This window comes from Pseudomonas sp. Marseille-Q5115 (assembly GCF_916618905.1).
GTDB classification, from domain to species: Bacteria; Pseudomonadota; Gammaproteobacteria; order Pseudomonadales; family Pseudomonadaceae; genus Aquipseudomonas; species Aquipseudomonas japonica_A.
The window spans coordinates 453,447-468,037 of record NZ_CAKAKI010000001.1; the positions used below are offsets into that span (position 1 = coordinate 453,447).

Here is a 14,591-nt window from a genome sequence, read left to right on the forward strand (position 1 = left end):
CCGGCCGAACCGCTGCGGCTCCGTGACAGTCAGGTATGTATCCCCTGAACGGAGCCTCTCTCATGCCGCGGACGTTGCTGAGCCTGGGCAGTATCAATGCTGACTTTCAGGTGCGCTTGTCGCAGGCACCGGGTAGCCAGGAAACACTTCTCGCCGAAGGCCTGCAGCGGCTGAGCGGTGGCAAGGCGGCGAATACGGCGTACCTGGGCGCCTTGTTCGGTCATCGCAGCCTCTTGCTCGGGCGGGTAGGCGCCGATGATCTGGCGGATCAGGCCTTGGGCCCGCTGCGCAAGGCTGGTGTGCTGCTGGACGAGGTTACCCATGCCACCGGTGCGGGCACCGCGGTGTCGATGATCGCGGTGCCTGCGAACGGCAAGAAACAGATCATTCTGGCGAACGAGGCCAACGACGCCTGGGACGAGATGGCGGCACAGCGTGTGTTGTCGGCCATTGCCCAAGCGCCCTCCCAATCCTTGCTGGTACTCGATTACGAAGTGCCTGCCCACATCGTTCGCCTGGCCGTCACCGCGGCGCACGCGCGAACCCTGCCCATAGTGGTCGACCCCTCGTTCCCTGAGCGCCTGGAGCGAGGCCTCATGCCTCAGGTGACAGCGCTTACCCCGAACATGGAAGAAGCCGCCGCGTTGCTGGGCCACGCCATCCTTAACGAGGCGGACGCTGCCAGCGCAGCCGAGGCGTTGAAAGGCCTGGGCGCGCAGATCGGCGTAGTGAAGATGCCCGATGGCGGCTGCCTCGTGGCTTGTGCAGAGGGCGTCTACACCGTGCCTTCCTCCGGCCGGCCCGCCGTTGATGCCACCGGGGCGGGGGATGCGTTCACCGGCACGTTCGCCATTGCGCTGCTCGAAGGCCAGCCAGCGGTCGAGGCGGCACTGTGGGGCAGCGCCGCGGCCAACCTGGCCGTTACAGCCTTCGGTTCGCAACCGGCCTATCAGGGCAGGGAAGCGGTTATGGGATTGGTTCAAACCCTGCGACCACGCATAAGGCGCCTGCATGACTGACATCGTTTTCGAGCATTACGACCCTGCCGACGAGCGCCGTCGCGAAGCGTTATTTACCCTCAGCAACGGCGTATTGAGCCTGCGCGGCGCCGCCCCGGAGCTCGCAGCAATGCAAGCGCCATCGCCCGCCTACCCGGGTTTGTACCTGGCCGGCTTTTACGACAACGCCGAGCGCGAGGTGAATGGCGAGCGCTGCCGGGTGGAGGCGTTGGTAAACCTGCCAGATCCATTGGGCTTGAGCCTTTCTCTGGATCGTCAGCAATGGATGGATAATCCATGCGGCAGTTATCGTCAGGCCTACGAATTGGCTACCTGTGAACTCAGCCGCCAGTTCAGCGCCTCGCTCGGCGCGTATGAGCTACGCATCGAGGAATGCCGTTTCGTAAGTCACGCGGCGCCCGACCTGATCGCATTGCGCTGGTGCATCACCTGCCCATCGCCGCCTTCCGGGGTATGGCTGCGTAGCACCTTGCATCTGCGGGCCAATGAATTGATCGAGCGCAACCACGCTTATGAAGGCTCACGGCTAAGCACCGATGAGCGCTGGCTCAGCGAAGCAGGGCACAGTGCAGTACGCGCGCGTCTGGCGAACGGAGAGGCGGTCACGTTGGCCAGTTACACTGGTGCCAACGTGCCGCTGCGCTGGCAAGGCCCGCCCGATCAGCGCGAAGCCTGGCTCGAATGGCCCCGCAGCGGAGCATTGATCATTGAAAAGCACATCCGGGTGCAGCCCGGTGCGGCGGACCTTGAAGCCTTTAGCCGCTATTTGCCCTCGGGTGATTTCGGCCAGCTGCAAGCCGCGCACCGCGATGCCTGGCAGCAACCCTGGGATGCCGCGCGGGTGTGCGTAGCGCACCCTGAACTGCAGCGGCCACTCGATTTTGCCCTCGCCCATATTCTGCAAACGGTGACGTCACTCAGCCTGGGGCGCGATCTGGGCTTTCCCGCGCGGGGTTGGCAGGAGGGCTATCACGGGCAGATTTTCTGGGACGAACTCTTTGCCTTCCCGTTCCTCGCCAGCCATTTTCCAGACCGCGCTGAAAACCTGCTCGCGTATCGCTATCGTCGGCTGGAAGCCGCCCGCGAGCGCGCCCGGGCGCTTGGCCTCGCGGGTGCGTTGTACCCCTGGCGCAGCGCATCGAGTGGCCAGGAGCAGACACCGCCCTGGCTTTTTTATCCGCTGTCTGGCCACTGGGTAGAAGATCCCACCTGGCGGCAGTACCACATAGGTGCCGCCATCGCTTACGACGCCTGGCTGCTGTTCCTGGCGACCGGGGATCGCGAGCTGCTGGCGGGCATGGCGGGGGGAAAAAACCTCGAGGGGGCGCGTTGCTGGGCCAGCATGGCGCGCTGGGATGTCGCGCGCGGGCGTTACGTGATCGAAGGGGTGATCGGCCCGGATGAATACCACAACCGCTACCCCGATGCGGCTGAAGCTGGGCTGGATAACAACAGCTACACCAACTTGATGGCGGCCTGGACGCTGCAATGCGCTGCGCAGGTGCTGGCCGATTTGGGGCAGGCCGCCGCAACCGACCTGTGCGAGCGGCTGGGGGTCAGTGAGGGTGAGCTTGCACACTGGCATGAGGTAGGTCAGAAACTGTTCTTGCCGGTAATCGCGCCGGGCGTAATTGGGCAGTTCGAAGGCTTCGATCAATTACGCATGCCGCCGTCGGAGTGGCTCGATGGCGAACATCCCCGGCTGGACTGGATGCTTGAAGCCGAGGGCGATAGTACCGACCGTTACCAGATCACCAAGCAGGCGGACACTCTGATGCTGTTGCACCTGTTCCCGCCGCAGGAAATCCGCGAACTGATCGCCCACCTCGGGTACCCGGTGCCCGAGGAGAACGGCCGTGAGGCCGTGGAGTATCACTTGTCGCGAATTTCTCATGAATCCAGCTTGTCCCATACCGTGTGCGCCGGTGCCATGGCGCATGTGGACATGGCGCAAAGCTGGGCATTTTTCCGCCAGTGCCTGGCAACCGACCTGGAATCCAGCGCCGGCAGTGGCACCCTCGAAGGCGTGCATCTGGCGGCCATGGCGGGCGCGTTGGACGTACTGCAGCGCCACTATCTCGGGTTACGTCCGGCATTGGATGGGTTGCATGTATTCCCGGCCATTCCTGTGGAACTGGGCGCGGTAGCACTCAAACTGCGCTACCGCGGGCAATGGCTGGACATTGCCTGGGATGGCGATCAGTTGCAGGTGCAGTTGCAGCGCGATGCAAACCGGGCCGTCACGCTCGTTCACCACCAGGGCCGAACGCAACTGGCACCGGGGCAGGCATGGCAAGCGCACTACCCCGTATGAGCGTGGCTAACCCGGACCGCTTACCGGCCACTGCCCAGGCAGTGGCGTGATTTTGATAAAGGAACATAGCATGGCAAATCAAGCACTAGTGGTGGGCGCCAGCGGTATCGTTGGCAGCGCCATTACCGATCTGTTGATCAGCGAAGGCTGGACTGTCGCCGGGCTGGCGCGCCAGCCACAGGCACGCGACGGGTTGACCCCGATTGCCGCCAACCTGATGGACCCGGCCGACCTCAGCCGCGCCCTCGCGGGCCAGGCGCCTACCCACGTATTCATCACCACTTGGTCTCGCCAGGCGACCGAGGCGGAAAACATCAAGGTCAACGCCGCCATGGTGCGCAACCTGCTGGAGGCATTGCGCCCGGCGGGCAGTGTTCGCCATGTGGCGCTGGTGACGGGCCTCAAGCATTACCTCGGGCCGTTCGAGGCTTATGGCAAAGGCAGCCTGCCGCAAACGCCATTCCGTGAGGAACAGCCGCGGCTGGACGTGGATAACTTCTATTACGCCCAGGAAGACGAAGTGTACGCCGCGGCCGAGAAGGACGGCTTCACCTGGAGCGTCCATCGGCCCCATACCATCACCGGCGTGGCGGTCGGCAATGCCATGAACATGGCAACTACGTTGGCGGTGTACGCCAGCATTTGCCGCCACACCGGCCGGCCTTTCCGCTTCCCGGGCTCCGAGGCGCAGTGGAACAGCCTTACCGACATGACCGATGCTCGCCAGTTGGCCCGCCAGCTGATGTGGGCATCCACCACACCAGCGGCCGCCAACGAGGCGTTCAATATCGTCAATGGCGACGTGTTCCGTTGGAAATGGATGTGGCCCCGGCTGGCAGAGTGGTTTGGCGTCGAGGCCGCGCCGTTCGACGGCACCGTGCAGCCGCTGGAGCAGCAAATGGCGGACGATGCGCCAGTCTGGAAGGCCATGGCGGAGCAATACGGGCTGGCGGAAGCCGATATCAACCGCTTGACCTCACCCTGGCACACCGACGCCGACCTTGGCCGGCCCATCGAAGTGGTGACGGATATGTCCAAGAGCCGCCGGCTGGGCTTCCTGTCCTATCAGGCCAGTGATGACGCCTTCTTCGACGTGTTCGAGCGCCTGCGAGGGCTGAAGCTGATTCCCTGAGCACTGGGGCGAAGCTGCGCATTCGCGGGCTTCGCCCTCTCCTACAAAAGCGGCATTGTTCCCCGGGGCGGTCGGGGTGTAATCGACGCAGGCGGAATCCAGCACCACAATCGTTCCGCCCCGGTGACAAGCGCCAGGGCCAGGCGCTATCGGCAAGGTCGCGCTGCCCGTTCCCATAACCGGGCAATATCCCTGGCCCGCTCGCGCAATAGCCGGGGCGCTTCGCTGCATGCCTGTTCCAACGTTATCGGCCCTGCCGTTAGCGCGAACGCCGCATCCACACCGTGGCCATACATCTGTTCGTAACCATCGCCAAGCGTGCCGGCGATGACCACCACTGGCACACCGAAACGCTGGGCAATACGGGCCACGCCGAACGGCGTTTTGCCGCGAAGGGTCTGGGTATCGAAACGGCCCTCGCCGGTAATAACCAAGTCCGCCCCCCCCATTGCCTGTTCCAGCCCGACCAGCTCGGCTACTACTTCGACACCAGGCCGGAACTGTGCATCGAGAAACGCCTTTGCAGCGAACCCAAGGCCGCCGGCGGCGCCGCTGCCGGGCTCGTCGCGTACATCCTTTGGAAGTACCTTGGCACAGTGTTCGGCGAAGTGGCTGAGCGCGGCGTCGAGCAGTTCCACCTGTTCAGAGCTGGCGCCTTTTTGCGGGCCGAATATCGCCGAGGCCCCGTGCGGGCCGCACAGCGGGTTATTCACGTCGGCCGCGATCTCGAAACGCACCTGGGAAAGGCGGGTATCCATGTGTTCCAGATTGATGCGGGCCAGCTTCGTCAGCGCCAGCCCGCCGCGCGGCAGTAGTTCGCCTTGGGTATCGAGCAGTTCTACACCGAGGGCCTGCATTGCCCCGGCGCCACCATCGTTGGTAGCGCTGCCACCAATGGCCAGAATGATTCGTTCAGCGCCGGCGTCGAGCGCGGCGCGGATCAGTTCCCCGGTACCGTAGGTGCTGCTGGCGCAGGCATCGCGCTGCTCGCGCACCAACAGTTGCAAACCGCTGGCTTGTGCCATTTCGATGATCGCTGTGCGGCTTGCTGCCAGCCAACCCCAGCGTGCCTGTACAGTCGCGCCCAGCGGGCCTTGCACGGGTTGGCTTCGCCATTGGCCGTCGCAGGCCGAGAGCACCGACTCCACCGTCCCCTCACCACCGTCGGCCATGGGCAGCTGAACCAGGTCAGCCTCGGGCCAAACCTGCTCCAGGCCCTGGGCAATGGCCTCGGCTACGCCCGCGGCGCTCAGGCTGTCCTTGAATGAGTCGGGGGCTATGATGATTTTCATGGGCGTCTCCTGTTGTTATGCCCTCATGCTGACAGTTGGTTCGCCCGATAACGCCGGTCGGTTGCACAACCCTGAGGTGAGGCGCGTTGTTCATTTGTACAAACCCTGGGGCAGCAATTGCAGGCCCAGGTACAGGCTGGACATGCCGCTCAGTGTTGCCGGGTCCAACCCGCTGAGTTCAGCAATGCGGTCCATTCGATAACGCAGGCTGTTGCGATGAATGCCCATTGCCTGGGCGCATGCCTGGCTCTGCCCTTCGTGCTCGCACCAGCTGCGCAGCGTTGCCAGCAACTGGCCGCTGGCATCTTCGGCCGAAAGCTTGCGCAACGGCTGCACCAGATCGTCGAGGCCATCCTCGCTGCGATAGCGCCACAGCATGGCAGGCAAACGGTAACGGGTAAGCGGGAGTACAGGCGTATGGGGCATTACGTCTCGGCCATAGCTGAGCAGGTCGCTGACCTGGCGATAGCCCCGGCGCAAGCCGGTGAGCCCGTCCGTAGGGCTACCCACCGCGACCCGTGCAATCGCCCAGCCCTGGCCCGCGAGTTTGCCTAACAGGTGAGGGGTATCTACCGCCGCTGCGGCAGGCCGGCACCACAGGAGGGAACATGGCCCCACGCTGATGCACCAGCTGTCGGGGTAACGCGCCGAGAGCCAAGCGCACAACGCCTCGGCGGTCTGCCCTGCGCCCAGTTCGAACAGGTAGGGGGTACGCCCCAGATCCGGTTTAAGGCCCAGTTGCCGCGCCTCGTCCAGCAGGCGCGGCGAATCGCCTTGCTCGGCCACCAACACCGCCAGTAGATCCTCACAGCGCCGCTTGCGCCAGTGCTGGTCGGCTTGCTGGTGCCGCTGGCCCACCAGCATTTCAGCGGCCATTCGCACCAGGGCCGCGTGGGTACGCAATAACTCAGGCTCACCGGTGATACCGAGTACACCGATCAACTGGTCGTCGTGCATCAGTGGCAGGTTGATGCCCGGCTGTACACCTTTGAGCTGCCGGGCGGTCTGCTCGTCGATCTCCACCACTCGGGCATTGGCCAGAACAAGCTGTGCCCCTTCATGCCGGGTGTTGATACGGCCGGCTTCGCCACTGCCCAGGATCAAGCCCTGGCTGTCCATTACGTTCACATTGGAGGCCAGGATGGCCATGGTGCGATCGACGATTTCCTGGGCGAGGTCGTGATCGAGTTCAAACATGGCAGGTCCCTTGTAGCGAGTAGGGTGGATTGTTCCAGGGCACAGCCCGGTGCGCCGATCGCTGTGCACAAGCACAAAGACATGCCTGTGCGGTGTGGTCGAGACTCAGGGGGCCACTAACGTTACCCTCGCAGTGCGAAAAAACATAATAAAGAGAGAACGCCATGTTACAGAGCGCCGCCCCCAACGATGACACCAAGAACGCCGTTTACAAGCGCGTTACCTTGCGGCTCATCCCCTTTATTTTCATCTGCTACCTGTTTAACTACCTCGACCGGGTGAACGTTGGCTTTGCCAAATTGCAGATGCTCGACGATCTGAAATTCAGCGAAACTGTCTACGGCCTCGGCGCCGGGATTTTCTTCATCGGCTACGTGCTGTGTGGTGTGCCGAGCAACCTGGCGCTCACGCGATTCGGGCCGCGCCGCTGGATCGCCCTGATGATGATTGTGTGGGGCACGTTGTCCACCTGCCTGCTGTTCGTTTCCACGCCTACCCATTTCTATACCTTGCGCCTGTTCACGGGGGCGGCTGAGGCTGGCTTCTTCCCTGGCGTGGTGTTGTACCTCTCGCAGTGGTTCCCTACGTTCCGCCGTGGTCGGATCATGGCGTTGTTCATGTCCGCGATCCCGGTATCGGGCTTGTTGGGCAGCCCGTTTTCCGGCTGGATTCTCAACCACTTCGCGGCCGGGCAGGGCGGGCTTTCGGGCTGGCAGTGGATGTTCCTGTTGCAAGGCATTCCTACAGTGATACTGGGAGTGCTGGCGTATTTCCTGCTGAGCGACAACTTCGCCAGCGCCCGTTGGCTTACCGCCAACGAGCGTAGCGTGCTGGAAGCGGATCAAGCCCTGGATCTGGCCAACAAGCCGAAAACCGAGAAGAGCGCCCTCCAGGAAGTGTTTCGAAACCCCGCCATCTGGGCGTTCGGGCTGATTTACTTCTGTATTCAGAGTGGGGTATACGCGATCAACTTCTGGCTGCCTTCGATCATCAAGAACCTCGGCTTCGCCGATAACCTGGTCATCGGCTGGCTCAGTGCGATCCCGTATCTACTCGCGGCCGTCTTCATGCTGCTGGTGGGCCGCTCCGCGGACCTGCACAAGGAGCGCCGCTGGCACCTGGCGGTACCGATGCTGATGGGGGCTGTGGGCTTGCTGATCGCCGTGAACTTCACTGCCACGCCAGCCATAGCGATCCTTGGCCTGACGATTGCCACCATGGGCGCGCTCACTGGTCTGCCAATGTTCTGGCCCGTGCCCACCGCCATGCTCAGTGCTGGCGCGGCGGCGGGTGGCTTGGCGCTGATCAACTCCATGGGGCAAATGGCCGGTTTCCTCAGCCCCTACATCGTCGGCTTTGTGAAAGACACTACGGGCTCAACCGACATGGCGTTGTACCTTCTCGCGGCAGTGATCGCGGCGGGCAGTGTGCTGGCGCTGAGGATGACGCGGGGGTTGCAGCGGTAGGGCGTGTTCAGCACAGGGCTGATCAAGCTTCGCCAGCCTCCCCGTACAGGGCTTTTTCCCGCTCGATCATCACATTGGCCAGGTACCAATACGCCTGGCCCCAGGCCTGGAGGATGTCGTCGGTGGCGGCCTCGCCGAGCACATCCTTGATCGCCGGCAACAAGGCATTCGCGACAGCGGGGTAGTGTTCGGCTTTCACATGCGTGGCCACATGACGGGAGCAGATGTTGTCCACGGCGCCCTGGATCACGTCCAGCCGGTCCACGTTATTGGCGAACGCGAGAATGGCAGCCGCCAGGCGCTTGGGCTGCTCGCCGGACTTTTGCGCGGCGTCGTCGAAAAGGGCTTTTATCTGTGGATCGACAAACAGGCGCTCGTACATGCGGGTTGTGATCTCTACCCCATGCTTTTGCAAGGCGGGCGCTGTGGATTTGATGATCGCTATGGTTTGGGGGGTGAGTGGTTCGCTCATCAGGGGCTTCCTTATAGGTACGGCCCTGTGAGTGTAGGGCTGGGTAATGCCATGCGCGAGCGTGTGTGGGATGGCTGGCATGGCCCCACTGTTTGCAACGTTCTACTTTGGAGCGTTTTGCGCGAGGGCAGGGCTTCGCCTTGCCTGCGCAATGTCAGACGTGAACAATCGTGGAAGCGTATTGTGCGACCGTTGCGTCATGGGTGAGCAAGGTCATTCCCCCCATGTAGCTGGCGGCTGTAGCAATCAACAGCCGGTCGAAGGGGTCGCGGTGTATCGGTGGGAGGGTTGCGACTCCCAAGGTGTGAGCAGCGATTATGGGTAGCTCCTCGTAGCCGGCTGCGAGCAATTCTTCTCGCAACTCAGCGGCGCTTATGCCGACCTGTTCAACACGGCCTTTGATGGCAAGCTCCCATAGGCTCACGACGCTGAAATAAAGTGTATTCGAGGGCTCTATAATGATGGCGCGGGCGCGGTTCGAGAGTTTGGGTGAGTCGATCATTGCCCAGGCGAGCAAGTGAGTGTCGAGCAGGTACTTCACGCTTTCCCCTCGAATAGGTCGGCTATTTCCTCGCTCATCGTATCGAACGCAACGTCATCGAACGTACGGCCTTTCAATCCGCCGATACGTGGCTTCTTCGGCCGGACATCGGCGATTACCTCCAGGCGAATCAAAGGTTGGCCATTGCGAGCGATGATGACTTCGCGACCGGCAAGTGCGTCCTCGACCAGCTGTGACAAATGTGTTTTGGCGGCATGAATGCCGTAGGTATCCGCAGGCATAGTCTGTTTCCTCAGCTAGATCCATAGCTTAGTCGGATTTCCGACTAAGCGATAGCTGGGATGGATTCGGGAGAGTGGCGACTATCTGTAACGATAAATTGGTCATTCTGCCGTTGCCCGGGAGCCGGCGCGCTAAACCCAATTCCAGGCACAAAAAAACCGGCTCAAGGGCCGGTTTTCGATCCAAGCGACCAATCGCTCGGAGGTGTTGCTGTTTGGTGCCCCGAGGGAGACTCGAACTCCCACTCCTTTCGAAAACGGATTTTGAATCCGCCGCGTCTACCAATTCCGCCATCAGGGCTTGCTGGCGGCGAAGTATAGAGACGTCTCGACCGTTGGTCAATCAGCTTTCATGGTCATAAACGCATAATTCCGCTAGACTTTCCGGCCCTGCTGATCCTTCGTGCCTCAACATGCGTGTCGCTGATTTTTCCTTTGACCTTCCCGATGCCCTGATCGCCCGCCATCCGCTGGCGGAGCGGCGTGCCAGCCGGTTGCTGGTGCTCGACGGCCCTACGGGTAACCTGGCCCATCGGCAGTTTGCCGATCTGCTGGAATACGTACGCCCCGGCGACCTGATGGTGTTCAACAACACCCGGGTGATTCCCGCGCGGCTGTTTGGCCAGAAGGCCAGCGGCGGCAAGGTGGAGATACTGGTAGAGCGCGTAACCGGCCTGCGCGAAGTGCTGGCCCACGTGCGCGCCAGCAAGGCGCCCAAGCCTGGCACCACGCTCCTTATAGATGGGGGAGGCCAGGCGACCATGGTCGCGCGGCACGAAACCCTGTTCGAGCTGCAATTTGACCAGCCCGTGCTCCCGCTGCTGGAGCAGGTAGGGCATATGCCGCTGCCACCCTACATCGACCGCCCGGATGAAAGCGCTGACCGCGAGCGGTATCAAACCGTGTACGCGCAGCACGCTGGCGCTGTCGCCGCGCCTACGGCCGGGCTGCATTTCGATGAGCCCTTGCTCGAGGCGATCCGTGCCAAGGGCGTTGAGACTACCTTCGTGACCCTGCACGTGGGCGCGGGTACGTTCCAGCCGGTGCGCGTGGAGCGGATCGAAGACCACACCATGCATAAAGAGTGGCTTGAAGTGAGCGCCGAGGTGGTGGAGGCCGTAAAGGCCTGCAAGGCGAGGGGAGGGCGAGTGATCGCCGTGGGCACCACCAGCGTGCGCTCGCTGGAGAGCGCCGCGCGGGATGGCGAACTCAAGCCGTTCAGTGGCGATACCGACATCTTCCTTTACCCAGGCCGGCCGTTCCATGTGGTCGACGCGCTGGTCACCAATTTCCATTTGCCGGAATCCACACTGCTGATGCTGGTTTCCGCGTTCGCCGGTTATCCCCAGACCATGGCAGCCTATGCCGCTGCCATTGCCGAGGAGTACCGCTTCTTCAGTTACGGTGATGCCATGTTCATCACCCGCAATCCGGCGCCGGAAGGTCCTCAGGGCAGCGCCGTCGAGGATCATCCATGAGTCGCACTTGCCGTATGCAGTTCGAATTGCTGGCCACTGACGGTAAGGCCCGTCGCGGCCGCCTGACATTCCCTCGTGGCACCGTGGAAACCCCGGCGTTCATGCCGGTGGGTACCTACGGCACGGTCAAGGGCATGCTGCCCCGCGACATCGAAGCCACCGGGGCTGAGATCATTCTGGGCAACACTTTCCACCTATGGCTGCGCCCCGGCATGGAAGTGGTCAAGGCCCATGGGGGGCTGCACGAGTTCACCCAGTGGAAAGGCCCGATCCTCACCGATTCCGGTGGCTTCCAGGTGTTCAGCCTGGGCGCCATGCGCAAAATCAAGGAAGAAGGCGTGACCTTCGCCTCGCCCGTGGACGGTTCCAAGGTGTTCATGGGGCCGGAAGAGTCGATGCAGGTGCAGCGTGACCTGGGCTCGGACATCGTGATGATCTTCGACGAGTGCACACCGTATCCGGCCACCCATGACGTGGCTCGCACCTCCATGGAGCTGTCACTGCGCTGGGCGCAACGTTCCAAGGATGCTCACGGTGACAACACCGCCGCGCTGTTCGGTATCGTGCAGGGCGGCATGCACCAGGACCTGCGGCTGCGTTCCCTCGAAGGCCTCGAGAAGATCGGCTTCGACGGCTTGGCCATCGGCGGCCTGTCAGTGGGCGAGCCCAAGGAAGAAATGATCAAGGTGCTGGACTACTTGCCCGGCCATTTGCCAGCAGACAAACCCCGTTACCTTATGGGGGTTGGCAAACCCGAAGACCTCGTTGAGGGTGTGCGCCGAGGCGTCGACATGTTCGACTGTGTGATGCCAACCCGCAATGCGCGCAACGGGCACTTGTTCATCGATACTGGTGTGCTGAAGATTCGCAACGCGGTTCATCGTCACGATACCTCGTCACTGGACCCAACTTGCGATTGCTACACCTGCAAGAACTTCTCCCGCGCTTATCTGCACCACTTGGACAAGTGCGGCGAAATGCTGAGTAGCATGCTCAATACCATCCATAACTTGCGCCATTATCAGCGTTTGATGGCTGGTTTGCGCGAGGCTATTCAACAGGGTAAATTGGCCGCCTTTGTCGACGCCTTCTATGCCCGGCGCGGGCTTCCCGTGCCGCCTCTGGACCCAATTCAATAATTGACGATTCACGTCGAATGGAGCGCTGAATGAGCTTTCTGATCCCCGCCGCCTACGCGGACGCAGCTGCACCGGCTGCCGGCCCTGTCGGTTCTGGTTTCGAATGGATTTTCCTGGTCGGCTTTCTGGTCATCTTCTACTTCATGATCTGGCGGCCACAGGCCAAGCGTGCCAAGGAGCAGAAGAACCTGCTCGGTGGCCTGCAGAAGGGTGACGAAGTGGTCACCACTGGCGGTATCGCCGGCAAGATCACCAAAGTCAGTGATGATTTCGTGGTGCTGGAAGTGTCCGACACCGTCGAACTGAAGTTCCAGAAAGGTGCGATTGCCGCAACCCTGCCCAAGGGCACGCTGAAAGCGATCTGATCCAAGTCTTCTACCTTGGCGGGGCGCGCAACGTGCCCCGCGTTTGAACGGGCGGCGTGATGCTGAACAAATACCCTCTGTGGAAATACATTCTGATCGTGGCGGTACTCGCGGTCGGCTTTATTTATTCCGCACCCAACCTCTACCCGGATGACCCGGCTGTCCAGTTGTCTGGTGCAAGCACCGCGCTGCAGGTCGGCCAGGCCGATCTGGACAAGGCCAGCAAAGCGTTGAGCGACGCGGGCATTCAGGTCAAGGCCGCAAGCCTGGCCGATAACGGCAAGGGTGGCCTACTGCGCCTTACCCGTCAGGAAGATCAGCTGCCGGCCAAGGACATCGTCCGCAAGGCCATGGGCGACGACTACGTGGTAGCGGTGAACCTGGCGCGCACCACGCCCCAGTGGCTGCGCAACCTGGGCGCTAGCCCGATGAAGCTCGGCCTGGACCTTTCCGGTGGTGTGCACTTCCTGCTGGAAGTGGACATGGACAAAGCCCTCGACGCCCGCATGAAGGTTTACGAAGGCGAAGTCAAAACCCTCCTGCGCAAGGAGAAGGTGCGCTATCGCAGCCTGCCACAGCAGGATGGCGGCATCATGCTTGGCTTCAGCGACGACGCTACCCGCGATCAGGCGCGCGACCTGGTGCGCAAGAATTTCACCGATTTCGACCTCACCGCTACCGAGCGTGGCGAGTTGGCCGTGCTGCGCCTGGCCCTCACCCAGGCCAAAGTGTCCGAAATCCGCGACTACGCCATCAAGCAGAACCTCACTACTGTTCGCAACCGTGTGAACGAGCTGGGCGTTGCCGAGCCGCTGGTACAGCGCCAGGGCGCCAACCGCATCGTGGTCGAGCTGCCAGGCGTGCAGGACACCGCCGAAGCCAAGCGTATCCTCGGTAAAACCGCCAACCTGGAATTCCGCCTGGCTGCCGGCCTTGACGATAGCCGCGCCACCACCGAGCAGTTCGAGTTTCGTGAAGGCAACCGTCCTCCAGCCTCGGTCGAGCGTGGCCTGATCATTACCGGTGATCAGGTAACCGACGCCCAGGCCAGCTATGACGAGCATGGTCGCCCGCAGGTGAACATCCGCCTGGATGGCCATGGCGGCGACCTGATGAGCCGCGCCACCCGCAGCAACGTGGGCCGTGGCATGGCGGTGATCTTCATCGAGCAGAAGCCGACCACCAAATACGTCAAGCAGACCGTGGAGGGTGTCGAGCAGGAAGTCGCGGTTCCAACCTTCACTGAAGAGAAGAAGATCATCAGCCTGGCGACCATCCAGTCGCCGCTGGGCAGCCAGTTCCGTATCACCGGCCTCGATGGCCAGGGCGAGTCTTCGGAGCTGGCGCTGCTGCTGCGCGCCGGTGGCCTGGCCGCCCCGATGTACTTCGCTGAAGAACGCACCATCGGCCCAAGCCTGGGCGCGGACAACATCACCAAGGGTATCCACGCCGCGCTGTGGGGCATGCTCTTCGTGTCGCTGTTCATCATGGCGATCTACCGCTTCTTCGGGTTGATCGCCACCGTGGCGCTGGCCTTCAACATGGTCATGCTGCTGGCGTTGATGTCGCTGCTGGGGGCTACGCTGACCCTGCCTGGCATCGCCGGTATCGTGCTCACCATGGGCATGGCGGTGGACGCCAACGTGCTGATCTTCTCGCGTATCCGTGAGGAAATCGCAGCGGGCATGAGCGTGCAGCGGGCCATCCACGAGGGCTTCAACCGGGCGTACACGGCGATCATCGACGCCAACCTTACCAGCCTGCTGGTAGGCGCGATCCTCTTCGCCATGGGTACCGGGCCGGTGAAGGGCTTTGCCGTGACCATGTCCCTCGGGATCTTTACTTCGATGTTCACTGCCATCATGGTAACCCGCGCGATGATCAACCTGATCTACGGCGGCCGTGACGTCAAGAAGCTGTGGATTTGAGGCCAC

At 62.2% G+C, this 14,591-nt stretch carries 13 protein-coding genes and 1 tRNA gene; 8 read left to right on the forward strand and 6 right to left on the reverse strand.

The genetic code is table 11. The features are described from left to right. Positions 1-62 precede the first annotated feature (62 nt). The 3 genes from LG385_RS02120 (at position 63) to LG385_RS02130 (ending at position 4,465) form a co-directional block, all read left to right on the forward strand. The gene (locus tag LG385_RS02120; RefSeq protein WP_225772037.1) at positions 63-1,019 is read left to right on the forward strand and encodes a PfkB family carbohydrate kinase; all 957 of its coding nucleotides are present in this window, start codon (positions 63-65) and stop codon (positions 1,017-1,019) included. Next, the gene (locus tag LG385_RS02125) at positions 1,012-3,333 is read left to right on the forward strand and encodes a glycosyl hydrolase family 65 protein (RefSeq protein ID WP_225772039.1); all 2,322 of its coding nucleotides are present in this window, start codon (positions 1,012-1,014) and stop codon (positions 3,331-3,333) included. Before LG385_RS02120 ends, LG385_RS02125 begins: the two co-directional genes overlap by 8 nt. A gap of 70 nt (positions 3,334-3,403) precedes the next feature. Further along, the gene (locus tag LG385_RS02130) at positions 3,404-4,465 is read left to right on the forward strand and encodes an SDR family oxidoreductase (RefSeq protein WP_225772040.1); all 1,062 of its coding nucleotides are present in this window, start codon (positions 3,404-3,406) and stop codon (positions 4,463-4,465) included. A gap of 146 nt (positions 4,466-4,611) precedes the next feature. Here LG385_RS02130 and LG385_RS02135 read toward each other — a convergent pair whose 3' ends face one another. Together LG385_RS02135 and LG385_RS02140 are read right to left on the reverse strand one after the other, a co-directional pair. Next, positions 4,612-5,757, reverse strand: a complete 1,146-nt coding sequence (locus LG385_RS02135; RefSeq protein WP_225772042.1) for a glycerate kinase — start codon at positions 5,755-5,757, stop codon at positions 4,612-4,614. A gap of 90 nt (positions 5,758-5,847) precedes the next feature. Beyond that, a complete protein-coding gene (locus LG385_RS02140) occupies positions 5,848-6,954 on the reverse strand; it encodes a sugar diacid recognition domain-containing protein (protein ID WP_225772044.1) in 1,107 nt (368 codons plus the stop codon). A gap of 164 nt (positions 6,955-7,118) precedes the next feature. On the opposite strand from LG385_RS02140, the gene LG385_RS02145 reads away from it, so the two are divergent. Beyond that, the gene (locus LG385_RS02145; RefSeq protein ID WP_225772046.1) at positions 7,119-8,420 is read left to right on the forward strand and encodes an MFS transporter; all 1,302 of its coding nucleotides are present in this window, start codon (positions 7,119-7,121) and stop codon (positions 8,418-8,420) included. A 22-nt stretch (positions 8,421-8,442) separates the two neighbouring features. Here LG385_RS02145 and LG385_RS02150 read toward each other — a convergent pair whose 3' ends face one another. From LG385_RS02150 to LG385_RS02165, 4 genes are all read right to left on the reverse strand, one after another. Continuing rightward, positions 8,443-8,892 (reverse strand): globin domain-containing protein, encoded by a 450-nt coding sequence (locus LG385_RS02150; protein ID WP_225772048.1) that lies wholly within the window; start codon positions 8,890-8,892, stop codon positions 8,443-8,445. Between the two features lie 154 nt (positions 8,893-9,046). After that, positions 9,047-9,433 carry a type II toxin-antitoxin system VapC family toxin gene (locus tag LG385_RS02155; protein WP_225772049.1) on the reverse strand — a complete coding sequence of 129 codons (387 nt, stop codon included), beginning with the start codon at positions 9,431-9,433 and terminating at the stop codon, positions 9,047-9,049. After that, positions 9,430-9,675 carry a type II toxin-antitoxin system Phd/YefM family antitoxin gene (locus tag LG385_RS02160; protein WP_225772051.1) on the reverse strand — a complete coding sequence of 82 codons (246 nt, stop codon included), beginning with the start codon at positions 9,673-9,675 and terminating at the stop codon, positions 9,430-9,432. The genes LG385_RS02155 and LG385_RS02160 overlap by 4 nt, the downstream gene beginning before the upstream one ends. Positions 9,676-9,891: 216 nt before the next feature. Then, a tRNA-Leu gene (locus tag LG385_RS02165) sits at positions 9,892-9,976 on the reverse strand. A gap of 112 nt (positions 9,977-10,088) precedes the next feature. Here LG385_RS02165 and queA point away from each other — a divergent pair. From queA to secD, 4 genes are read left to right on the forward strand one after another with little or no spacing between them, the layout of a single operon-like run. After that, positions 10,089-11,153 carry a tRNA preQ1(34) S-adenosylmethionine ribosyltransferase-isomerase QueA gene (queA, locus tag LG385_RS02170; RefSeq protein ID WP_225772053.1) on the forward strand — a complete coding sequence of 355 codons (1,065 nt, stop codon included), beginning with the start codon at positions 10,089-10,091 and terminating at the stop codon, positions 11,151-11,153. Between the two features lie 14 nt (positions 11,154-11,167). After that, the gene (gene tgt, locus LG385_RS02175; RefSeq protein ID WP_181111759.1) at positions 11,168-12,292 is read left to right on the forward strand and encodes a tRNA guanosine(34) transglycosylase Tgt; all 1,125 of its coding nucleotides are present in this window, start codon (positions 11,168-11,170) and stop codon (positions 12,290-12,292) included. A 29-nt stretch (positions 12,293-12,321) separates the two neighbouring features. Continuing rightward, complete coding sequence (gene yajC / locus LG385_RS02180) at positions 12,322-12,657, forward strand: preprotein translocase subunit YajC (protein WP_181111334.1); 336 nt, start codon at positions 12,322-12,324, stop codon at positions 12,655-12,657. Between the two features lie 59 nt (positions 12,658-12,716). Further along, a complete protein-coding gene (gene secD / locus LG385_RS02185) occupies positions 12,717-14,585 on the forward strand; it encodes a protein translocase subunit SecD (protein WP_225772055.1) in 1,869 nt (622 codons plus the stop codon). The last annotated feature ends 6 nt before the right edge of the window (positions 14,586-14,591 follow it).

What these genes read in the sequence shown, in the direction of transcription:
- tgt (WP_181111759.1), top strand. Translation starts at nt 11,168, where the DNA reads ATGCAGTTCGAATTGCTGGCCACTGACGGTAAGGCCCGTCGCGGCCGC.
- LG385_RS02130 (WP_225772040.1), top strand. Translation starts at nt 3,404, where the DNA reads ATGGCAAATCAAGCACTAGTGGTGGGCGCCAGCGGTATCGTTGGCAGC.
- LG385_RS02140 (WP_225772044.1), bottom strand. Translation starts at nt 6,954, where the DNA reads ATGTTTGAACTCGATCACGACCTCGCCCAGGAAATCGTCGATCGCACC.
- LG385_RS02160 (WP_225772051.1), bottom strand. Translation starts at nt 9,675, where the DNA reads ATGCCTGCGGATACCTACGGCATTCATGCCGCCAAAACACATTTGTCA.
- yajC (WP_181111334.1), top strand. Translation starts at nt 12,322, where the DNA reads ATGAGCTTTCTGATCCCCGCCGCCTACGCGGACGCAGCTGCACCGGCT.
- LG385_RS02135 (WP_225772042.1), bottom strand. Translation starts at nt 5,757, where the DNA reads ATGAAAATCATCATAGCCCCCGACTCATTCAAGGACAGCCTGAGCGCC.
- LG385_RS02145 (WP_225772046.1), top strand. Translation starts at nt 7,119, where the DNA reads ATGTTACAGAGCGCCGCCCCCAACGATGACACCAAGAACGCCGTTTAC.
- queA (WP_225772053.1), top strand. Translation starts at nt 10,089, where the DNA reads ATGCGTGTCGCTGATTTTTCCTTTGACCTTCCCGATGCCCTGATCGCC.
- LG385_RS02125 (WP_225772039.1), top strand. Translation starts at nt 1,012, where the DNA reads ATGACTGACATCGTTTTCGAGCATTACGACCCTGCCGACGAGCGCCGT.
- LG385_RS02150 (WP_225772048.1), bottom strand. Translation starts at nt 8,892, where the DNA reads ATGAGCGAACCACTCACCCCCCAAACCATAGCGATCATCAAATCCACA.
- secD (WP_225772055.1), top strand. Translation starts at nt 12,717, where the DNA reads ATGCTGAACAAATACCCTCTGTGGAAATACATTCTGATCGTGGCGGTA.
- LG385_RS02120 (WP_225772037.1), top strand. Translation starts at nt 63, where the DNA reads ATGCCGCGGACGTTGCTGAGCCTGGGCAGTATCAATGCTGACTTTCAG.